The organism is Janthinobacterium sp. BJB446 (genome assembly GCF_002735655.1).
Taxonomy (GTDB): domain Bacteria; phylum Pseudomonadota; class Gammaproteobacteria; order Burkholderiales; family Burkholderiaceae_D; genus Janthinobacterium; species Janthinobacterium lividum.
Map to the genome: position 1 here is coordinate 3,054,644 of NZ_PDZK01000001.1, position 20,286 is coordinate 3,074,929.

17 protein-coding genes are annotated in these 20,286 nt (G+C 63.4%); 9 read left to right on the plus strand and 8 right to left on the minus strand.

The features are described 5' to 3' along the window. The first annotated feature begins 28 nt into the window (after positions 1 to 28). Positions 29 to 3,241 (plus strand): DUF2339 domain-containing protein, encoded by a 3,213-nt coding sequence (locus CSQ92_RS13540; RefSeq protein WP_099394347.1) that lies wholly within the window; start codon positions 29 to 31, stop codon positions 3,239 to 3,241. Beyond that, positions 3,238 to 4,695: a DUF3999 family protein gene (locus CSQ92_RS13545; RefSeq protein WP_099394348.1), complete on the plus strand. Its 1,458-nt coding sequence runs from the start codon at positions 3,238 to 3,240 to the stop codon at positions 4,693 to 4,695. Before CSQ92_RS13540 ends, CSQ92_RS13545 begins: the two co-directional genes overlap by 4 nt. Before the next feature lie 24 nt (positions 4,696 to 4,719). On the opposite strand, the gene CSQ92_RS13550 is transcribed toward CSQ92_RS13545, so the two are convergent. After that, positions 4,720 to 5,463: a helix-turn-helix domain-containing protein gene (locus CSQ92_RS13550; protein ID WP_034785491.1), complete on the minus strand. Its 744-nt coding sequence runs from the start codon at positions 5,461 to 5,463 to the stop codon at positions 4,720 to 4,722. A 159-nt stretch (positions 5,464 to 5,622) separates the two neighbouring features. On the opposite strand from CSQ92_RS13550, the gene CSQ92_RS13555 reads away from it, so the two are divergent. From CSQ92_RS13555 to CSQ92_RS13565, 3 genes are read left to right on the plus strand one after another with little or no spacing between them, the layout of a single operon-like run. Continuing rightward, the gene (locus tag CSQ92_RS13555; protein ID WP_099394349.1) at positions 5,623 to 6,045 is read left to right on the plus strand and encodes a hypothetical protein; all 423 of its coding nucleotides are present in this window, start codon (positions 5,623 to 5,625) and stop codon (positions 6,043 to 6,045) included. 24 nt (positions 6,046 to 6,069) lie between these two features. Further along, on the plus strand, positions 6,070 to 6,483 hold the full coding sequence (locus tag CSQ92_RS13560) for a hypothetical protein (RefSeq protein WP_099394350.1): 414 nt from the start codon (positions 6,070 to 6,072) through the stop codon (positions 6,481 to 6,483). Between the two features lie 5 nt (positions 6,484 to 6,488). Further along, positions 6,489 to 7,274 carry a DUF2145 domain-containing protein gene (locus CSQ92_RS13565; protein WP_034785488.1) on the plus strand — a complete coding sequence of 262 codons (786 nt, stop codon included), beginning with the start codon at positions 6,489 to 6,491 and terminating at the stop codon, positions 7,272 to 7,274. A 48-nt stretch (positions 7,275 to 7,322) separates the two neighbouring features. On the opposite strand, the gene CSQ92_RS13570 is transcribed toward CSQ92_RS13565, so the two are convergent. The 5 genes from CSQ92_RS13570 to CSQ92_RS13590 form a co-directional block, all read right to left on the minus strand. After that, a complete protein-coding gene (locus CSQ92_RS13570; protein WP_034785487.1) occupies positions 7,323 to 8,396 on the minus strand; it encodes an ABC transporter ATP-binding protein in 1,074 nt (357 codons plus the stop codon). A gap of 35 nt (positions 8,397 to 8,431) precedes the next feature. Further along, positions 8,432 to 10,222, minus strand: coding sequence for an ABC transporter permease (locus CSQ92_RS13575; RefSeq protein WP_099394351.1), 1,791 nt, complete (start codon positions 10,220 to 10,222; stop codon positions 8,432 to 8,434). A 183-nt stretch (positions 10,223 to 10,405) separates the two neighbouring features. Continuing rightward, positions 10,406 to 11,503 (minus strand): ABC transporter substrate-binding protein, encoded by a 1,098-nt coding sequence (locus CSQ92_RS13580; protein ID WP_099388722.1) that lies wholly within the window; start codon positions 11,501 to 11,503, stop codon positions 10,406 to 10,408. A gap of 43 nt (positions 11,504 to 11,546) precedes the next feature. Beyond that, positions 11,547 to 12,542, minus strand: coding sequence for a tripartite tricarboxylate transporter substrate binding protein (locus CSQ92_RS13585; RefSeq protein WP_070282362.1), 996 nt, complete (start codon positions 12,540 to 12,542; stop codon positions 11,547 to 11,549). Between the two features lie 3 nt (positions 12,543 to 12,545). Further along, complete coding sequence (locus CSQ92_RS13590) at positions 12,546 to 13,607, minus strand: porin (RefSeq protein WP_092606404.1); 1,062 nt, start codon at positions 13,605 to 13,607, stop codon at positions 12,546 to 12,548. A 214-nt stretch (positions 13,608 to 13,821) separates the two neighbouring features. On the opposite strand from CSQ92_RS13590, the gene CSQ92_RS13595 reads away from it, so the two are divergent. From CSQ92_RS13595 to CSQ92_RS13610, 4 genes are all read left to right on the plus strand, one after another. Next, positions 13,822 to 14,544, plus strand: coding sequence for a response regulator (locus CSQ92_RS13595; RefSeq protein WP_035827948.1), 723 nt, complete (start codon positions 13,822 to 13,824; stop codon positions 14,542 to 14,544). Beyond that, on the plus strand, positions 14,541 to 16,046 hold the full coding sequence (locus CSQ92_RS13600; protein WP_099394352.1) for a sensor histidine kinase: 1,506 nt from the start codon (positions 14,541 to 14,543) through the stop codon (positions 16,044 to 16,046). Before CSQ92_RS13595 ends, CSQ92_RS13600 begins: the two co-directional genes overlap by 4 nt. A gap of 168 nt (positions 16,047 to 16,214) precedes the next feature. Further along, entirely contained in the window at positions 16,215 to 16,775 is a 561-nt protein-coding gene (locus tag CSQ92_RS13605) for an outer membrane beta-barrel protein (protein WP_034785479.1), read from the plus strand. A 144-nt stretch (positions 16,776 to 16,919) separates the two neighbouring features. Continuing rightward, on the plus strand, positions 16,920 to 17,285 hold the full coding sequence (locus CSQ92_RS13610; RefSeq protein WP_099388724.1) for a ribonuclease E inhibitor RraB: 366 nt from the start codon (positions 16,920 to 16,922) through the stop codon (positions 17,283 to 17,285). 63 nt (positions 17,286 to 17,348) lie between these two features. On the opposite strand, the gene CSQ92_RS13615 is transcribed toward CSQ92_RS13610, so the two are convergent. Then, complete coding sequence (locus CSQ92_RS13615; RefSeq protein ID WP_034785478.1) at positions 17,349 to 18,671, minus strand: homoserine dehydrogenase; 1,323 nt, start codon at positions 18,669 to 18,671, stop codon at positions 17,349 to 17,351. Positions 18,672 to 18,744: 73 nt separating this feature from the next. Beyond that, positions 18,745 to 19,974, minus strand: a complete 1,230-nt coding sequence (locus tag CSQ92_RS13620; protein WP_034750427.1) for a pyridoxal phosphate-dependent aminotransferase — start codon at positions 19,972 to 19,974, stop codon at positions 18,745 to 18,747. Positions 19,975 to 20,286 lie beyond the last annotated feature (312 nt).

Genomic DNA, 20,286 nt, shown 5'->3' on the forward strand with positions numbered 1-20,286 from the left:
TGCCCGCCCCTTCCGGAAAGCTGCCTCCATGTCTGGATTCACATCATTGACCATCCTGGCCTTGCTGGTCACCGCCTTCGTGCTGGTGCTGCAGCACCGCAGGAAAGTAGCGGATCTGGAGTTGCTGACGGCGCGCTTGCGCAAGGAAGTCGACAGTATCCAGCAGCGCCTGCGGGCGCTGGAAGGCCAGGCCGAAGCGCCTGCGGCTACGTCCGTCGTTGCCGTAGCACCCGCCGAGCCCGCTAGCGTGGCGCCGGTGGCCGTGCCGGCACCCATGCCACCGCCCACGCCCGCCCCCGTGCCGCAGGCGGCCGCGATCAAGGTGGCCGAAGTGGCGCAGGCCGCGCCGGCAGCAGAGCCCGCACCCGCCGCGCCCGTGCCGCCAAAACCAGCCCCGCCGATTCCAGCCAGGCCCGCTCCTGCCGTCCCCAACACCCCTTCCTGGATCGCGCACCCGGACGGCCTCGTTGCCAAGGCAAAGAACTGGCTATTCACGGGCAACCTGGTTGCCAAGCTGGGCTTGCTGATCCTCTTTCTCGGCGTCAGCTTCCTGCTCAAGTACGTGTCGGCGCAGGTCACGCTGCCCATCGAACTGCGCCTGGCCGGCATCGCGCTGGCCGATATCGCCCTGCTGGCCTGGGCCTGGCGCATCCGCCTCAGCCGTCCCGGCATCAGCCTGCCGCTGCAGGGCACGGCGCTGGCGATATTGATGCTGGTGACGTTTGGCGCCTTCCGCCTGTATGAATTGATCCCGGCCGGCCTGGCGTTTGCCGTGCTGTTCGTGCTGACGGCGTTCACGTGTTTGCTGGCCGTGCTGCAAAACGCCGTCTGGCTGGCCGTCTTCGGCATCGTCGGCGGCTTTGCCGTGCCCCTGCTCGTGTCGACGGGCAGCGGCAACCATATCGGCCTGTTCAGCTATTACGCGCTGCTCAATGCGGGCGTCTTCGCCATCGCCCTGAAACGCGCCTGGCGCGTCCTGAATGTGCTGAGCTTTGGCTTTACCTTCGTCGTCGCCACCACCTGGGGCCTGCTGCGCTACACGCCCGAGCACTACCTGTCGACGCAGCTGTTCTTGATCCTCTTCGTGCTGTTCTATATTGGCATCGCCATCGCCTATTGCGCGCGCCAGGCGCCGCGCCTCAAGCATTACGTGGATGGCACCCTCGTCTTTGGCACGCCGCTGGCGGCCATGGGCTTGCAATACGGCCTGGTCCAGCACTTTCACTTCGGCCTGGCCTTTTCCGCGCTGATTGCCGGCCTGGGCTACACGGGACTGGCCGTGGCACTGTGGCGCCGCGCAGGTTTCAAACTGCTGGCCGAAGCCTTCCTCGCGCTGGGCATCGTCTTCGGCACCCTGGCCATTCCGTTCGCCCTCGATGGCCGCTGGACCTCCGCCGCCTGGGCGCTGGAAGGCGCGGGCATCGTCTGGGTCGGCTTGCGCCAGCGCCAGACACTGGCCTGGGCCTTCGGCCTGCTGGTGCAGGGGGCCGCCTGGATTGCCTTCCTGATCGCCATGCAGGAACTCGATACGGCCGCGGCCCTGCACGCCAACATTTGGCTCGGCTGCGCGCTGCTGGCCGCCGCCGCGCTGGTGATGGCCTACAATTTCCGCCGCCACGCCAGCCATTTGCATCCGGAGTTCATGAGCAGCCTGTCCGTGCTCTTCCTGACGGCCGCCGCAGCCTGGCTGCTGGGCGGCATCTGGAGCGAAATCCTGCTGCGCACGGATGCCACCACGCAACTGAACCTGCTGACCGTCAGCGCGCTGGCTGTGGCCGCCTTGCTGGCGGTGCTGGCGCGGCGCGAACAATGGCATGCGCCGCGCGCGCTGCTGCTGGCCGTGCAGGTGCTGGCCGGCATGGTCATGCTCAGCCGCGCCAGCTGGGCCTGGGACCAGCACCCGGCCAGCCTGTTCGACGGTTCCTTCCTCAGCGCGCTGCTGCTGGGCGCCGCCGCCTTCGCCAGCGCCCGTTTCCTTGCGCTGCGCGCGCGCGGCGGCGACGAACTGCTGGCTCTGGCAGCACGCCCCCTGCTGGTCTGGAGCGGCTTGCTGTGGTTTGCCGCCATCCTCGTGCCGCTCGTCAGCTGGCTGCTGCGCCTGATCGACGGCGACCTGGAGCTGCAGCCGCACGCGGGCGAGCACTGGCTGGCGCTGTACCTGATCGCCGTGTGCGTCACGACGCCCGCGTTCGCCATCCTGGCGCGGCGCCTCGATTGGCCGCAGCTGCGCTGGTTCACCATCGCCACCTGGCTCGGTCTGGGCTTGTGGAGCGCCAACATGCTGCTGGCGCTGTACCTGCGCGATTACCTGCCGACCGGCTTGAGCTGGCTGGCGCTGGCCAGCGCCCTGGCGGCCGGCGAATACCTGCTGCTGGCCTGGCCGCAAGCGGGCTGGCAACTCGGCCTGCGCGCGCAGCGCCTGCTGCATACGCTGCGCACTGCCGCGCCATGGCTGATGCTGTGGCCGGTCGGCGCCATGCATGTCAACGCCTGGCTGGCACAGCATGAAGACCGCGTCAGCCCGGCCTGGGCCCGCTACTTGCCGGCCTGGGCCATGATGCTGGTGCTGGCCTTGCTGATCCGCCGCTGCCGCGCGGGCGCCTGGCCGGTGGCGCCGATTGCAGAGTGGTACCAGCGCACCTTGATACCGCTGGGCGCACTCTGGTCGTTGCTGCTGATTGCCGCCTGGAATATCTTCGACGATGGCGCCATGGCACCGCTGCCCTACTTGCCGCTGCTCAATCCGCTGGACTTGAGCACGGGCTTTGCCATCCTGCTGGCCATTGCCAGCTACCGCCTGCTGCCGGCGAAGCAGTTGCCCCTGCCTGCCTTGTGGCAAGCACGTCTGCCTGCAGTGGCCGCCTGCTGCGTGTATCTGTGGTTCAACCTGATGCTGCTGCGCACGGTATCGCACTATGTCGGCGTGCCGTATACCTTTGACGCCATGCTGGCCTCGCAATTCGTGCAAGCGATGCTGTCGCTGGTATGGAGCATCACGGCCCTGCTGCTGATGCGCCACGCGGCGCGCCATCAACGGCGCCAGCAATGGAGCATGGGCGCTGTGCTGTTGGGGCTGGTTGTCTTGAAACTGTTCCTGATCGACCTGTCGAATGTGGGCGGCATCGAACGCATCATCTCCTTTGTCGGTGTCGGCTTGCTGATGGTCTTGATCGGCTACCTGGCGCCCTTCCCCAAGGCTGCCGCGCCAGCGCTAGCCGAACCGCAACAAGGAGCAGCATGAAACACTCATTGATCTGCTGCAGCCTGCTGCTGGCAGGCGCCGCGCTGGCCGCTCCTGGCCAGGACAGGCCACAGGACTACGGCTGGAGCATGCCGGTGACCGTGCCGCTCGGCGCGGGCATCGTCAAGCTGGCATTGCCCAGGGAAGTCTACCTGCACGCCAGTTCGGCCAGCCTGGCCGACGTGCGTCTGTTCGATGCCGACGGCAAGCGCCTGGCCTATGCCATCGGCGCGCCGCCCGCCCAATCGGCGACGCAGCGGACAGCCATTCCCGTCCGCATTTTCCCCGTGACGGGCGCGCCGGCAACTGGCGATGGCTTGCAAGGCATCGACATCCGCACGGCGGACGATGGCCGCTTGCTGTCGGTCAGCACCCGAGCCGGCACGGCAGCGGCCACGGCGGCGCTGCAAGCGCTGATACTCGACCTGGGCAAGCAGACGCAAGACAGGCGCATCGCCGCCTTGCGCTTCACGCCACCGGAGCGCACGCAAAATTACAGTGCGCAAGTGCTGCTGGAAGTGAGCGACGACCTGAAGCACTGGGATGCCATCGGCACCACCACCTTGAATTGGCTCAGCAACAGTGACACGCAAACGCTGGCCAACGACAGCATCGCTTTTGCGCCGCGTGCTTTCCGCTACGCGCGCCTGAGCTGGCAGGAAGGCCAGCCGCTGGTGTTTGCATCGATTGCGGCGCAAGCCGTCAGCGAAACCGAGGCGGCGCCGCCACGCGCGAGCATCGTGCTGCGCGGTGCGCCAGGCAAACTGGCTGGCGATTGGGCGTATGCCACGCCGATCGCCATTCCCGCCGACAGCATTGCGCTGCAATTCAAGGAGCGCAACGTGGTGCTGCCCGTCACCCTGGGCGTGTATCGCCAAAATAACTATGTGCCGCAGCGCCGCCTGTCCCTGCACCGGCAAACACGACCGGCAAATGGCGAATATTTTGAGCCGCTGCTGACCACCAGCTTTTACCGCATCAGCGAGGCTGGCAAGGAACGCGTCTCCGGCGACTTGGCCATGCCCGTGGTGCAGACCACGCAATGGGTGCTGCGCCCCGAGTCGCAAAGTACGGCGATGCCGACCAGCGCGCCGCTGTTGCGCCTTGGCTGGACGCCGGAAACGCTGGTGTTCCTGGCCGGCGGCAAGGGACCATATCATCTGGTATTCGGCAAAGCCGACGCGCAACCGGTGGCGCAGCCGCTGTCGCAGGTGGCACCAGGCTATCGCGACGGCGAACTGCAGGCGCTGCCGATTGCCACATTGGGTGCGTTGACGGCGCGCGCTGGCGCAAGCGATGCCGCGCCGGCACCGGCTGGCACCAGTGCGCCATGGCGCCTGGCCGCGCTATGGGCGGCCCTGCTGCTGGGCGTAGGCGTGCTGGGCTTTTTTGCCTGGCGTTTGCTGACGCAGATGAAAGAGGAACAAGGCAGTACCGACAAGCAGCAACATTAGCCGGTTGGCCGCGATTTCGCTGCCTTACTGCCGCAGCAGCGCCTTGAACGTCTGCGGCATCCACGGCCGCGCCGCCAGCATGAAGCTGATGGCCAGGCGCTCCTCACCAGGCAGGCGCGCGTCTTCCTGGTGCTGCTGCGAGAATTCCACCGCGACTTGCTTCAGGCGCTCCAGCAAGGCCGCTGTGGACTTTTTCGACAGCATCACGTTGACCAGGCGCAGCAATTCCGTTTCGCCATCGAATTGCGAATTCAAATAGTCGCCATAGGCTTCCTTTTTGAAATACGTATGGATGGGACCGTTCGGTATCCACGCAAACGTGCGCGCCACCAGCAGTTTGACCCGGTTATTCGGCAGCAGTTCCAGAAAACCGATCTTGTCGAGACGCAGCAGGTATTTCACGGCTTGCGCTTCGCTGATGTCGTAGATGGCAACGATCTGTTCCAGCGGTAACAGGTTCAGGGCGGACACGGCCACCACGAACAGCCGGGTGTCCTCGATGATTTCCTTTTCCTGCGCATACGTCAGCCCCGTAATCAGGGTGGGCGCGGCCTGGGCTGACTGCACGGCCAGCGCCAGCTGCTGGAAATCGCTGCCGATGGCCACCAGGATCTGATCCAGCCGCTGCAGGGTAAATTGCTTCTGCGAAAACATCCGCTTGACGCTGGCTTCGGATACGCCGATGCGCTGGGCCAGCTCGGCATACGTGACGGAACGCGCTTTCAACAGGCGTTTCAGGGCTTCGATCAAGGCGTGGGTTTGCGGCATGCACTTCCTTTATATAAATAGCATCGGTTCCAGCGGCAAAAAGTAGCGCAATACGCTACCTGCGGTATGCCTGCCCGCTACGAGTAGCGTTTTCATTGACCAATTGCCCACAGTCTACAATGATGGCGTTGCCACTTGGCACACTTGAAGGAGAAACACATGAAACGCCTGCTGCCCCTCTGCCTGTCCCTGTCGCTGTTGACGCTCTCCGTGGCCGCTCCCGGCCTGGTCCACGCCGCCGCCTCCGAGAACCTGTCGAAAGGCTCGCAAAACCTCAGCCAGGGCTCCGCCGTGGTCGTCGCGGGTTCCATGTCGATGCTGGTCGCCTCCGGCCAGGTGGTCGTCGCCAGCGTGGAAACGGTGGGCGAAGGCATCGTCATCGTGCTGAAAGGCGCCTCTGAGGCTGGCGGCGCATCCATCCAGATGAGCACGCAAGCGGCCAAGGGCCTGTCGCTGGCCGCCGGCACCGTGGTCAACGTGGTGGCGCTGTCCACCGGACACATGCTCGTTCTTTCCGGCAAGGCCATCGCCTTCATCCCGAACGAACTGGGCAAGGCGCTGCTGCACCACTCCAAAGTGTAACCACCAATGAAGAACGGACATCCAATGAAACATCTGCTCGCCACTGCCCTGCTGTGCGCCGCCATGGCGCCGCTGGCCCAGGCCGCCAATTCCGACACCACCAACGCGTCCGACAACGCCAGCATGGCCTCGGCCATCGTGCTGGTCGGCTCCATGTCGGTGCTGGCCGCCGCCGGTGAAATTGTCATCGACAAGGTGGAAGACGTGGCCGACGGCAGCGTCCTCGTACTGAAAAGCACGGCCCGGGGCGCCTCGCAGGCAGCCACGGCTTCCGTCAAACTGAGCCAGAAGGCCACGCAAGGCCTGTCGCTGGCGGCCGGCACGGTCGTCAACGTGGTGGCCGTGTCGACGGGCCACATGCTGGTGCTGTCGGGCAAGGCCATCGCCTATGTGCCGAACGCGGCCGCTCAGGCCATCCTCTACCATTCGAAAGCGTGAATCCCATGAAACGCCTGACAGTGATTGTCATCAGCCTGGCCCTGGCCGGCGCCGCCCATGCGGGACGCTCGTGCGAGGAAAAGCAAACGGATGCGAGCACCCTCGTCAAATCGATGGACCTGGCGCAAAAGACCCTGCAGGCGCTCGATGGCTCGGGCGCGCAGGTGGCGCTGGTGGCGCGCGCCGGGCAAGACCTGTCGAAGTACAATTTGCGCTATTCGCACATGGCGCTGGCCTGGCGCGACCACCCGAAGGGCCGCTGGCTGGTGGTGCATGAACTCAATGAATGCGGCACGGCGCAATCGTCGCTGTACAACGAAGGCTTGGGCAATTTCTTCATGGATGATGTGTTCATGTATGAAACCCTGATCCTGATTCCCGGCCAGGATACGCAGCAGCAACTGGTGCGCCTGCTGACGTCGAACACGCCCAAGCGTCTGCATGAGCCGCATTACAATATGCTGGCCTACCCGTTTTCCACCAAGTACCAGAATTCGAATCAGTGGGTACTGGAAACCCTGGCCGCCGCCAGCAACGAGCCGGGCAAGATCGAAACGCGCGCCGAAGCGCAAGGTTGGCTGCGCAGCGCCAGCTACGCGCCGCAAACGCTCAGCATACCCGCCGCCACGCGCCTGGGCGCGCGCATGTTCCGCGCCAATATCGCTTTTGACGATCACCCGTTCGAACGCCGCATGACGCGCCAGATCGATGTCGTCACCGTCGACTCCATCGTGCGCTTCATGCGCCAGCGCGAACCGAAGGTGCAGGAAATCGTCGTGCGGGGGAATTAAGGACGCGGCAGCACGGACGAGGTGGCCAGCATGGCCACCTCGTCATCGTTAAAACACCCAGAGCTTATCGGCCGGCATGTGCAGCCAGTACTTGCCCGCCTCGAGCTTGTGGCGCGAGTACGCGCGCAGGCTGATGTTCTCGGCGCCACCGCGCTCGAACAGGCATTCCCAGCGGTCGCCCAGGTACATGCACGTCAGCAGCGGCAGCTCGATGGCGTTGTCGACCTGCGTGGCGCTGATCTTCACTTCCTCGACGCGGATCATGGTGGTCACTTCCGTGCCCACGTTGGCGCCGCGCGCCACGCCCTGCATGGACGCGCCATCGACCAGCAGGCGCACCTGATTGCCTTCGCGCTGCACCACCTTGCCGGGCAGGCGGTTGTTACTACCCATGAATTCGGCCGTGAACAGGGTGTCCGGCGTTTCATACATGCTTTGCGGCGTGCCCTGCTGCTCGATCTTGCCGTTATTGAGCAGCAGGATGCGGTCGGAAATGGCCATCGCCTCGCCCTGGTCATGCGTCACCATCAGGGCCGACAGGCCCAGGCGCACGATCAGTTCGCGCAGGAAGGCGCGCGCTTCCTCGCGCAGCTTGGCGTCCAGGTTCGACAGCGGTTCATCGAGCAGGATCACGGGCGGGTTGTACACCAGCGCACGGGCGATCGCCACGCGCTGCTGCTGGCCGCCGGACAGCTGATGCGGATAGCGCTCGCCCAGGTGGCCCAGGCCCAGCTGCGTCAGCACTTCCTTGATGCGCGCGGCGATCTCCGTGCTGCCCATCTTGCGCAATTTGAGGCCGTAGGCGACGTTGTCGAACACAGTCTTGTGCGGCCACAGCGCATACGACTGGAACACCAGTCCCAGGTTGCGATGCTCGGCCGGCATTTCGAAATGCTGCGCGCCGTCGAAGACATTGCGCTCGCCGATCTGGATGGTGCCCGCCTTCGGGCTTTCCAGGCCGGCGACGGCGCGCAGCAAGGTGGTCTTGCCGCTGCCCGAAGGCCCCAGCAAGGCGACCACTTCGCCTTTTTTCAGGTGCATCGAGACACCCTTCAGGATCTGGTTGGCGGCGGCGCCGGTGCCGTAGTCCAGGTACAGCTCATTGACGGTCAATTCATTCATGATGTGGTCTCAGTTCTTGTATTTAGTTATGCAACTCAGTTGTGTAACTTCACGCCGAAGCGCAGCGCGATGCCCAGGCCGATGGCCACCAGGGTGATATTGATGAAGGACAGCGCCGCCACCAGGTCGGTCGAGCCGCCTGCCCACAGCGATACCAGCATGGCGCCGATCACTTCCGTGCCCGGCGAGAGCAGGTACACGCCCGTCGAATATTCGCGCTCGAAGATCAGGAACACCATCAGCCAGGCGCCCAGCAAGCCGTATTTGATCAGCGGCAGGGTCACATCGCGCGTCACCTGGCCGCGGCTGGCGCCAACGGCGCGCGCCGCCTCTTCCAGCTCCGGTCCCACCTGCAGCAGCGCCGTGGAAATGAGGCGCATGCCGTAGGCCATCCACACCACCGAATACGCGAGCCACAGGGCGAAGATCGTCGAGCGCACTTCACGCAGCACGGGAATCACATGGCCGCTCAGCCACAAGGCCACGCCGTTGTCCATGCCTTTCAATATGCCGTCGAGCCAGGCCGGCACGAACAGGAACACCCACAGGAACGACAGGCCGGCCAGCAGACCCGGCACGGCGCGCGGCACCAGCACGCTGTAATCGAGCAGGCGCGTGATGCCGTCCTGCTTGCGGTGCATGGCCAGCGCGATGAAGCTGTAGCAGCCCACGGCCAGCGCGCCGCCGACGACGCCGATCAGGATGGTGTTGACGATGCCGCGCACCAGCGATGGCTGGTCAAAAATGTCGCGGAAATGCTGCAGGGTCAGCACGTCGGCCAGGTGCACGCCTTCGCCCCAGTACTGCACGAAGGAGCGCAGCACGATGCCTGTCAACGGCAGGATGATGGTGAAGATCAGCCAGCCGGCCAGCAAGGCAAACGCCAGCCACTTCCAGCGGCCCAGCGGCATGGCCTTGCTGCGCGCGCCCTTGCCCTTGATCGACACATACTTGTTCGCCGATTTCAGCAGCCAGCGCTGTATCATCACCAGCGGCATGGTCACCATCACCAGGCAGACGGCGACGGCGGCCATCAGGTGGTACGACGGCGTGCCCAATTTGTTCGTCAGCTTGTACAGATAGGTTGGCAGCACCAGGTGGCCTTCCGGATCGCCGAGCACCAGCACCAGGCCGAACACTTCGAAGCCGAGGAAGAACACCAGCACGCCCGCATATGCCAGCGCCGGCATGATCATCGGCAGCGACACGTTCAGCATCACCTGGATCGGGGAAGCGCCGGCCACGCGGGCCGCTTCTTCCACGTCCGAGCCCAGGCTTTTCAGGGCCGACGAGGCATACAGGTAGACGTGCGGCACGTGCGTCAGGCCGGCGATGATGACGATGCTGGTGAAGGAATAGATATTCCAGGGCACGAAGCCGAACAGCTCCTTGGCCCAGATCGAATAGAAGCCCACGGGCCCCATCGACACGACGTAGCCAAAGCCCATCACCATCGGCGACACAAAGATCGGCACCAGCAGCATGGGCGCCACCCAGCCGCGGCCCGGCAAATCCGTGCGCACCATCAGGAAGGCCAGCATGCCGCCCAGCGGCACGGCGATCACGGTCAGGCCGCAGGCCAGCATCAGGCCATTCTTGAAGGCCATCGAGAAATCGGGATCATCGAAGATGAAACGGTAGGAGTCAAAGCCGAATTCGCGCACGGGCATGAAGAAGGGCGCGTTCAAAAAGCTCTGGTAAAAAATCAGGAACAGCGGCAGGAAGATGGCGATCAGGGTAATCGTCACGACCACGCCGCGCGACCAGTTCAGGCGCGACAAGGGAGAGCGCGACCGTGCAGGCAGCGGCAAGATAGCAGTTTGCATGATGAATCCAATGAATGAAGGGTGCGGCATCCAGCCGCCGGCGAACGCCCGCGGCTGGCCAAGGAACTCCGATAAAACCGTAGCGAGCGGCAGTGAGTTGTGGCTGAGAAGCGGAGCTGTGCGAATGCACAGTGAGCATCGGAGGCCGCAAATCGCGACGCGCAGTAGGTTTTTCGGATGTTCCTATTTTTTGCCGGCTGTTTCTTTCCACTGCTTTAAGAAGGCCATGCGCTTGGCAGGTCCCAAAAATTGCAGGATGATCGGATGCACGGGAATCGGCTTGACGTTGGCCGCGCCGATTTCCTTGATCAGGTCCGCCGAGGTGGTCTCGCCCGTGACGTCGGCGCGAATCGCGTACAGCTTGGCGCCGTTGGCGATGATGGTCTGGCCGCGGTGCGACAGGATGTAGTCGAGCCACAGCTTGCTGGCGTTGACGTTCTTCGCGTTCTTGTTGATGAACTGCACGCGCGACAGGATCAGGGTGTAGTCCTTGGGCAGCACCACGCCGATCGACGGGTCGGTCTTGGCGCGCACCAGGGCGTAGGAACCCAGCACGTTATAGCCGATCAGGTTTTCACCCGACGAAATGCGCTCCATCATGGTGCCCGTCGACGACTGCACGCGCACCTTGGCCACGCCAAACGCGTTTTGCAGCGCCAGGAATTTCGGATACTCCTTGGCGTCCTGCGACATGAACATGAAACCCACGCCCGACTTTTCAATGTCGTACGTGGTGACCTTGTCCTTGAATTTCGGCGTGGCGATCAGCTTGGCGAAGTCGTCGTGGTTCTTCGGCACTTCCTTCGGATCGAGCAAACGCTTGTTGTAGACGATGGCGGCCGGCTCGAACGTGGTGCCGTAAGCCTGGTCGTCCCACATGGCCCAGCCGGGGATCTTGGACGCTTCCACGGATTTGTACTTGAGCGCATAGCCGTCCGAGGCCAGGCGCATCTGCAAGTCCATCGCCGACGACCACATCACGTCGGCCGTGTTGCCGCCGGCGGCCACTTCGGAAATGAAGCGGTTGTACACTTCGGTGGAATTCATGTCGTTGTATTCGACCGAGATGCCGGGATACAGGGCGCTGAAATCCTTGATCAGCGGCGCGGCGGCCTTGCTGTCGGTGGCGCTGTAGATCACCACCTTGCCTTCCTTCTTGGCCGCGTCGATGATCTTCTGGTAGTCGGCCGGATAACCTGCCGGTACCTGGGCGAAAGCGGCGCCGGTGGTACCGGCGAAAGCGGCGGCCAGGGCGATGGCGAGAATGGTCTTGGTTTGCATGGTTTGTCTCCGTCTGTGATTGTTGTATGGTTTGCTATTGGATTCAGCGCATCAGGCCCAATTCGGCCGCCTGCCTGGAGTAGCGTTCGACCGCCTGGTTCACGTACTGCGTCAATTTGTCGCCCGTCAGCGCGAACGGATACATGCCCGCCTGCGTGCGCCACTGGGCAAACTGCGGCGTGGCCATGGCACGGTCGAACGTGGCCACCCAGCGCTGGTAATCCTGTTCCGGCACCTGCGGCCCCATCCACAAGCCGCGGATGATGGGCCACACCACGTCGATGCCCTGCTCGCGCGCCGTCGGCACGCTGGCCAGCACGCCGGGCAGGCGCTTTTCCGACAGCACCGCCAGCACGCGCGCATGGCTGTCGCCCGCGTTCAGGGTCGCTTCCGACGTGTCGCCCGACATCACCTGCACGTAATTGGCCTGCATCGCCGTGAAGATCTCGCCGCCGCCTTCCAGCGCGACGAAGCGCAGCACTTTCGGGTCGATGCCGGCCCGGCGCGCCACCAGCGCCATCTTCACCCAGTCCTGGCTGCCGATGGTGCCGGACACGCCGATCAGCACCTTGTCGGGGTGGCGCTTGAGCGCGGCGATCAGGTCGGCCAGGGTCTTGTAGGGCGAGTCGCTGCGCACGGCGATCATGCCGTAGTCGGCGCCCAGCGCCGCCACCCAGCGCACGTCGCCCGTCTTGGCGTTGCCGAACTTGCCTTGCGCCAGGTTCAGCAGCGAGCCGCCCGAAAACACCACCAGGGTGTTTGCTTCGGCACGCCGGCGCTGCGAGCCCATCGAGCGCCACGCCACCGCGCCGATGCCGCCTGGCAGATAGCTGATGCGCACCGAGGACGCGAACGGTGCCGCCGCCGCGGGATCGGGCTGCAGCAAGCCTTTCTGCGCCAGCTTGCAGGTCAGGTCCATGGCGCCGCCAGGTTTGGACGGCACCACGCAGTCGACTTCAGGCGCGGCAGCATTTGCCAGCGCGGGCAGCAGCGCGGACAACAGCAGCAGCGACAGGAACGCGGTGCGCAGCATGGTCATCCCTTAGAAGCGGTGCTGGATGCCGGCAATCAGGCCGCGCTGCGTGTCGCCAAAACCGGCATCGTCACGCGACAGGCTGACCAGCTGCTTGTGCTTGGCCTTGGCGTAGGCGCCGGCCACGTACAGGTCGGTGCGCTTGGACAGGGCATAGCGCACGCGCGCCACGTACATGATCGGATCGGCATCGAGGTTGGCGGCCACGTTCTTCACGTCCTGGTAGTAGATCACGCCCGTCAGGGTGACGACCGGCGTGGTCTTGTAGCTGACGCCGCCCCAGTACAGGGTGCCGCGCACATCGGCCTTGCCGGCGGCAGCCGGATCGAGCTTGTAGTCGCGCGCCGCCGCCTGCACTTTCCACGGGCCGTCGTCATACATGGCGCCCAGGTGGTAGACGGTGGTCTTGTCGCGCGCGCCGCCGGCGATGGCATTGCCGTTCACCTGTTCATATGTAGCCAGCAAACTGACGGGACCCGTCTTGTAGGTGACGGCCGTGGACAGCTTGGCGCTGTCCGAATTGCCCGTCGACTGTTCGCCGAAGCCATACGATGCGCCGTAGCTGAAGTCGCCCGTCTTGCCAGAGTACTTGACCATATTGTCGAAGGCCGTCGTCATGCCGTATTTGCTCGGACCCGTCGCGTGTGCCGAAGTGGCCCACGAGTAGAACGGCGCATAGGCCATCGGATCGAATGGCAGCACGAAGTCATACACGGTGGTGAACGAGCGTCCCAGCACGACGCGGCCAAACGCGCCTTCCAGGCCCACGTTGGCCTGGCGCTTGAACAGGGCGCCGTCGGCCGCGCCCGTGTCGACCAGGATGCCGCCTTCCAGATTGAAGACGGCCTTCAGGCCGCCGCCCAGGTCTTCGCTGCCCAGGATGCCCCAGCGCGAGGTGTTCATGCCGCCGGAGCTCACCTGCGTCATCGAGCTTTTGTTCGGACCGGCATTGCTGGTGTTGCTGATGCCGGCGTCCAGGCGACCGTACAGGGTGACGTTCGACTGGGCGTGGGCGCTGCCGGCTGCGGCGAGTAGCGCCATGGCGGCCAGCGAGAATGCAGTTTTCTTCATGTAGAGTGTCTCCCTTAGATATAGTTATTAGTGATATGCCTGATCATTTTCATGAATCAGGATCACACTATATGAGCGCGATCCTTTCAATTCGCTTTCAGACTGACAGGTGTCGTCCGCCAGCCACAAGGAGGGCAAACATATTCATCGCCGCCCCTGTCGGCGCGGCGCCGGCAGGCTTACACTGCACCAATTCAAACGAATGGCGGAGACCATGCGCATATTATTAGTGGAAGACCATCTGGAGCTGTCGCACTGGCTGGCAAAGGCCCTGCGCGACGCGCACCTGACGGTGGAGACCGCCCACAACGGCGCCGATGCCGACGCCCTGCTGCATACGCAGGAATACTCCCTGGTGCTGCTCGACCTGACCCTGCCGAAGATGGATGGCCTGGACGTGCTGCGCCGCCTGCGCGCGCGCGGCGGCACGCGCGGCAAGACTCCCGTCATGATACTCACTGCGCGCGGCGGCCTCGATGAAAAAGTGCAGGGCCTGAACCTGGGCGCGGACGACTACATGGCCAAGCCGTTCGAGCTGGCCGAACTGGAAGCGCGCGTGAAAGCCCTGCTGCGCCGCAGCCAGGGCAACGAGGCACTCGTGCACACCTGCGGCGCCCTCAGTTTCGACACCGTCACGCGCATGTTCAGCTATGGCGGCGCGGCGCTGGCCCTGACGCCGCGCGAACACGCGGTGCTCGAAGCGCTGATCACGCGCTCGGGGCGGGCCGTGTCGAAGGAAAAGCTGTTTGACGAAGTCTTTGCGCTGGCCGACGACGCCAACCTGGACGCCATCGAGCTGTATATCCACCGCGTGCGCAAAAAACTCGAGAACGGCGTGGAAAGCGGCTCGCCCGACGGCGCCGTCATCACCACCCTGCGCGGCATCGGCTACCTGCTGCAGCCGCGCAGCGCGATGGCGCCGGCCGCGCCAAAATGACCGTGCGCGCCCCACGCCTGCCTCTGCTCGAACGCCTGCGCCGGCGCTGGGCGCAGAGCCGGCCGCTGGGCAGCCTGCGCAGCCAGCTGCTGCGCTGGCTGCTCATTCCGCTGGTGATGCTGGTGCTGCTCGATGCCGTTTTTGTCTACCGCAACGCGCTCGACGCGGCCGACATGGCCTACGACCGCTCCTTGCTGGCATCGACGCGGGCGCTGGCCGAGCGCGTCTCCATCGTCGGCGGCAAGGTCGTCGCCGAAGTGCCTTACGTGGCGCTCGACAGCTTCGAGACCGACACTCTGGGCCGCATCTACTACAAGGTGACGGGCATCAATGGCGAGCTGGTGTCAGGCTATGGCGACTTGCCGCCCGTGCCGAAAAATGTGCCACGCTCGCAGAACTATCCGGCCCTGGTGCGCTTCTACCACGCCGACTACCACGGCAAGCCGATCCGCATCGCCGCCCTGCTGCAACCCGTGTATGACGACTCGATGCGCGGCATCGCCCTGATCCAGGTGGCCGAGACGCTGGACGCGCGGCGCGGCCTGTCGAACCAGATCCTGTTCGACACCCTGATCTGGCAGGCGGCAATGATACTGGTGATGGGCGCCCTCGTGTGGTTTGCCGTGCGCCTGGTGCTGCGCCCGCTGATGCGCCTGAAAACGGAAGTCGAGACGCGCACCCTGTCCGATTTGTCCGACGTCGATCCCACGCTGGTGCACAAGGAAATGCGCCCGCTGGTCAGTGCCATGAACGGCTCCATGTCGCGCCTGCAGCAGCTGATCGCCAGCCAGCGTCGCTTCATCGCCGACGCCTCGCACCAGTTGCGCACGCCGTTGACTGTGCTGAAAACCCAGGCCGAACTGGCCATGCGCGAGTGCGACCGCCAGGCGGGCGCGCCGCCGGACATCGCCGCCCTGCGCGACATCGTGCGTTCGATCGCCGCCACCACCGATTCGACCGTGTTGCTGGCCAACCGCCTCCTGACCCTGGCGCGCATCGAGCATGGCGGCGAGAATCTGGCGATGGATACCGTCGCGCTGCGCGACGTGGCGCAGCAGGTGGGACTGGAAATGGCCATGACCGCGGTCGCCAAACATATCGACCTGTCGCTGGAAGCGCCCGACGAGGCACCCGTGCATGGCCAGGCCCTGCTGCTGCATGAACTGCTGGCCAACCTGGTCGACAACGCCCTGCGCTACACGCCGCAGGGCGGCAGCGTGATCCTGCGCGTGCGCGCGGCGCAGGCGGGGAACGGCCACGAACACGGCGCCGTGCTGGAAGTGGAAGACAGCGGCAAAGGCATCCCGCCGGCCGAGCGCGAGCGCGTGTTGACGCCGTTCTACCGGGTCGGCGCGGCGCTCGAGAGCAATCCTGGCGGCGCCGGGCTGGGCCTGGCCATCGTGCGCGACATCGCGGCCCTGCACGGCGCCCGGCTGGAACTGGCGACGGCGGCGAATGGACATGGACTGAAAGTCAGCGTGCATTTCAGCGGTGCCGCATGACGGATTGCGCAGACAGGCAGTTCACATGTTACGTTGCTTAAAAACAACAAATGATTTATTTCTAATATTTTTAAAATAATTGCCTTACATAAATATATTCATCCCTATACAATTCGGCTCCCATTAAGCGGCGAGACAGTCTCTCCGCATTAATTATCTAGGATTAATATGAAAAAGCAATTGTTTGCAGTAGTCGTCGGCGCCGCTCTGGCATTCCCTTTGTTTGCACAAGCTGAAAACATTTATGTCGGCGCGAATGCCGGCCGTTCGGAATTGAAATTGTCGGGCGATGTCGCTTCGGGCAAAGAAAACAAAACCGGTTTTAAAGTTTATGCCGGTTACGACTTCACGCCTAACTTCGGCGCAGAAGCCGGCTACGTCAATTTCGGCAAACTGAAAGAAAGCGAAGGCAAGGAATCGCTGAGCATGGAAACCAGCGCAATCTACGCAGCCGCGACCGGCACCTTGCCACTGAACGCTGAATTCTCGCTGTTTGCAAAAGTTGGCGTTACTCAAAACCACACCAAAGCCAAATTGAACCTGATCGGTTTCAGCGCCAGCGAATCGAAAAACAAAACCGCTGCCCTGTTTGGCATCGGTGCTGCTTATAACTTCAATAAAAACCTGTCGGCCGTTGCTGAATATGAAAACTTCGGCAAAACGATGAGCCAGGATGGCATGAAACTGAAAGCCGACCTGCTGTCGATCGGCCTGCGTTACAAGTTCTAATTCACGCTCGCGCGAATCAGAATCAAGCCGTTGTTAGCGGCTGATAAAAAAACCGGCCATGCAGCCGGTTTTTTTATGGGTGAATGGTAAGCAGGCGGCATGGATGCTAAGATCGCGCCCTGAGATTTTAAGGAAGGCACCGCCATGATGACCAAAGAAGATGTAAGCGAACTGTTTGCCAATATCGCCGAGAACGCGCCATGGGACCTGTCCCAGCCGCTGCTGTGGGGCTATTACTTCACCAACCCGACGTCCGAACCGCTGGAGCAGGCCGCCACCCTGCTGGCGCTGCAGGGCTACCGCCCGGTGGAACTGTACCAGCCGGAACTCGACGATCCGGCAGCACCGCCCGTGTGGGTGCTGCACGTGGAAAAGGCCGAAGTGCATGGCGTCGACAGTCTGCACGCGCGCAATGGCGAACTGATGGCGTTTGCGCAGGACAACCAGCTGGCCAGCTATGACGGCATGGATGTAGGCCCCGTCGGCGCGCCCGACGTGCCGCAGCATTAAGACCGCCATCGGATGAAAAAACGGCGCCCGCGGGCGCCGTTTTGCATGGATCGCTGAAAACGCTCAGCTCAGGTTTTCCAGGCGGATCTTGGTGACCGTGCCCACCACGCTGTTCAACGCTTCCATCTTCTCGATGGCGGCCGTGACGTTCTTTTCCTGCGTCTGGTGCGTCAGCATGATGATGTCCGTGTGCGTCTCGCCCTCGGCCGGCTCTTTTTGCAGCATGGCGTCGATCGAGATGCCGCGTTCGGCCAGGATGCGCGTCAGGTCGGCCAGCACGCCCGGCTGGTCGGCCACGTGCATGCGCAGGTAGTAGCTGGTGGTGATTTCCGACATCGGCAAGATCGCGATATCGGTCATCGCGTTCGGCTGGAACGCCAAGTGCGGCACGCGGTGTTCCGGGTCAGCCGTGGCCAGGCGGGTGATGTCGACCAGGTCGGCGATCACCGACGAGGCGGTCGGCTCGGCGCCCGCGCCGCGGCCCGAGTACAGGCTGGCGCCGACGGCGTCGCCATGCACCAGCACCGCATTCATGGCGCCTTCCACGTTGGCGATCAGGCGCTTGGCCGGGATCAGGGTCGGATGCACGCGCAGCTCGATGCCTTCCACGCCGTTGACGGTGGCGCGCTTGGTGATGCCCAGCAGCTTGATGCGGTAGCCCAGTTGCTCGGCGTAGCGGATATCGACGGCATTGAGGTTGCTGATGCCTTCCACGTAAGCCTTGTCGAACTGCACCGGGATGCCGAAGGCGATGGCCGACATGATGGTGGCCTTGTGCGCGGCGTCCACGCCTTCGATGTCGAAGGTGGGATCAGCTTCCGCATAGCCCAGTTCCTGCGCCTGTTTCAGCACGGTGGCGAAATCGAGGCCCTTGTCGCGCATCTCGGACAGGATGAAATTGGTGGTGCCGTTGATGATGCCGGCGATCCATTCGATGCGGTTGGCCGTCAAGCCTTCGCGCAACGCCTTGATGATGGGGATGCCGCCGGCGACGGCCGCTTCGAAGGCCACCATCACGCCCTTGTCCTGGGCGGCGGCGAAGATTTCGTTGCCGTGCACGGCCAGCAGGGCCTTGTTGGCAGTGACCACATGCTTGCCGTTGGCAATCGCCTGCATGACCAGGGTTTTCGACAGGTCGTAGCCGCCGATCAGTTCGACGACGATGTCGATCTCGGGATCGTTGACGATCAGCATCGGGTCATTGACGACCTTGCAGCCGCCGGCGACCAGCGCTTCGGCGCGCGCCACGTCGCGCACGGCGACGGCGACGACTTCAATGCCGCGGCCCGCGCGGCGCTTGATTTCTTCCTGGTTGCGTTTCAGGACGCTGAACGTGCCGTAACCGACATTGCCCAGGCCCAGCAGGCCGATCTTGATGGATTTCATAGTTGTGCTTGACTGCTCATAAGTGGCGCCCCCTTGGGCGGCGCCAGGTTGATCGAGATTGCTGCTGGCTGATTCAGCCCCGGCCGTGACGCTTGCGGTAACCTTCGAGGAAGCGCGCAATGCGCCCCATGGCCTCGGTCAGGTCATCGGAGTTGGGCAGGAAGACGACACGAAAATGGTCGGGCGCGATCCAGTTGAACCCCGTGCCCTGCACGATCAGGACCTTGGCTTCGGCCAGTAATTCATAGGCAAACTGCTGGTCGTCGGCGATCGGGTAGATCTCCGGGTCCAGGCGCGGGAACATGTACAGCGCGGCCTTCGGCTTGACACAGGTGACGCCCGGAATATCGGTCAGCAGCTTGTGCGCCAGATCGCGCTGTTTCAACAGGCGCCCGCCGGGCCCCACCAGGTCTTGTATGCTCTGGTAGCCGCCAAGCGCCGTCTGGATGGCAAATTGCCCCGGCGCGTTGGCGCATAGCCGCATCGAGGCCAGCATGTTGAGGCCTTCGATGTAATCCTTTGCGTGGCGCTTTTCGCCCGAGACCACCATCCAGCCGGAACGGTAGCCGCAGGAGCGGTAATTCTTCGACAGGCCGTTCATGGTGATGAACAGCACGTCGTCTGCCAGCGAGGCGATCGACACGTGCTCGGCTTCGTCGTACAGCACCTTGTCGTAGATCTCGTCGGCGAAAATGATCAGCTGGTGCTGGCGCGCCAGTTCGACGATCTGCAGCAGCACGGAAACCGGGTACAGCGCGCCCGTGGGATTGTTCGGGTTGATGACGACGATGGCTTTCGTTTGCGGCGTGATCTTGCGGCGCATGTCCTCGATGTCGGGATACCACTCGTTCTGCTCGTCGCACACATAGTGCACGGGATTGCCGCCCGACAGGCTGACGGCGGCCGTCCACAGCGGGTAGTCGGGCGCCGGCACCAGCACTTCGTCGCCACTGTTGAGCAGCGCGTTCATCGACATGACGATCAGTTCGGAAGCGCCATTGCCCAGATAAATGTCATCGATGGTCACGCCGGCGATATTCTTGCCCTGGGTGTAGTGCATGACGGCCTTGCGCGGCGCGAACATGCCTTTCGAATCCGTATAGCCGGCCGCGTTCTGCAGATTGAGCATCATGTCGCGCACGATCTCGTCGGGCGGATCGAAGCCGAATACGGCCAGGTTGCCGATATTGAGCTTGGTGATCTTGTGGCCTTCTTCTTCCATTTGCCTGGATTTTTCCAGGACCGGGCCGCGGATGTCGTAGCAGACGTCCGCCAATTTATTCGATTTCTGAATCGGTCGCAAAATAAATCCCTGTCGTGATGCGGCGCGGTGACCAGAACTTGCAGCATGATAGCCGCGCCAGAACTATGAACCCGTGAAACTGCAATGCGAAAGACTGCAAGGCGAAAACAACCATTCTCGCCGAAAACAGGCCATTTTATCAAATTAAACATGGCCAACCCCAGCATTTGACGCCGATTCTGCCACGCCGGCGCCTCCCGACGACAATCGGGCGGGCGCCATCTTCATCTTCCCTTAATCTTGCAGCATTACCATGGCGAAAGCAGGCATCGCCACTGTGGCGCCGAACATTGCAATTTGGAAAGGATGTTG

Bases quoted from the DNA above. Each gene is read 5' to 3' on its own strand.
- CSQ92_RS13540 (WP_099394347.1), top strand. From the start codon at position 29: ATGTCTGGATTCACATCATTGACCATCCTGGCCTTGCTGGTCACCGCC.
- CSQ92_RS13545 (WP_099394348.1), top strand. From the start codon at position 3,238: ATGAAACACTCATTGATCTGCTGCAGCCTGCTGCTGGCAGGCGCCGCG.
- CSQ92_RS13550 (WP_034785491.1), bottom strand. From the start codon at position 5,463: ATGCCGCAAACCCACGCCTTGATCGAAGCCCTGAAACGCCTGTTGAAA.
- CSQ92_RS13555 (WP_099394349.1), top strand. From the start codon at position 5,623: ATGAAACGCCTGCTGCCCCTCTGCCTGTCCCTGTCGCTGTTGACGCTC.
- CSQ92_RS13560 (WP_099394350.1), top strand. From the start codon at position 6,070: ATGAAACATCTGCTCGCCACTGCCCTGCTGTGCGCCGCCATGGCGCCG.
- CSQ92_RS13565 (WP_034785488.1), top strand. From the start codon at position 6,489: ATGAAACGCCTGACAGTGATTGTCATCAGCCTGGCCCTGGCCGGCGCC.
- CSQ92_RS13570 (WP_034785487.1), bottom strand. From the start codon at position 8,396: ATGAATGAATTGACCGTCAATGAGCTGTACCTGGACTACGGCACCGGC.
- CSQ92_RS13575 (WP_099394351.1), bottom strand. From the start codon at position 10,222: ATGCAAACTGCTATCTTGCCGCTGCCTGCACGGTCGCGCTCTCCCTTG.
- CSQ92_RS13580 (WP_099388722.1), bottom strand. From the start codon at position 11,503: ATGCAAACCAAGACCATTCTCGCCATCGCCCTGGCCGCCGCTTTCGCC.
- CSQ92_RS13585 (WP_070282362.1), bottom strand. From the start codon at position 12,542: ATGACCATGCTGCGCACCGCGTTCCTGTCGCTGCTGCTGTTGTCCGCG.
- CSQ92_RS13590 (WP_092606404.1), bottom strand. From the start codon at position 13,607: ATGAAGAAAACTGCATTCTCGCTGGCCGCCATGGCGCTACTCGCCGCA.
- CSQ92_RS13595 (WP_035827948.1), top strand. From the start codon at position 13,822: ATGCGCATATTATTAGTGGAAGACCATCTGGAGCTGTCGCACTGGCTG.
- CSQ92_RS13600 (WP_099394352.1), top strand. From the start codon at position 14,541: ATGACCGTGCGCGCCCCACGCCTGCCTCTGCTCGAACGCCTGCGCCGG.
- CSQ92_RS13605 (WP_034785479.1), top strand. From the start codon at position 16,215: ATGAAAAAGCAATTGTTTGCAGTAGTCGTCGGCGCCGCTCTGGCATTC.
- CSQ92_RS13610 (WP_099388724.1), top strand. From the start codon at position 16,920: ATGATGACCAAAGAAGATGTAAGCGAACTGTTTGCCAATATCGCCGAG.
- CSQ92_RS13615 (WP_034785478.1), bottom strand. From the start codon at position 18,671: ATGAAATCCATCAAGATCGGCCTGCTGGGCCTGGGCAATGTCGGTTAC.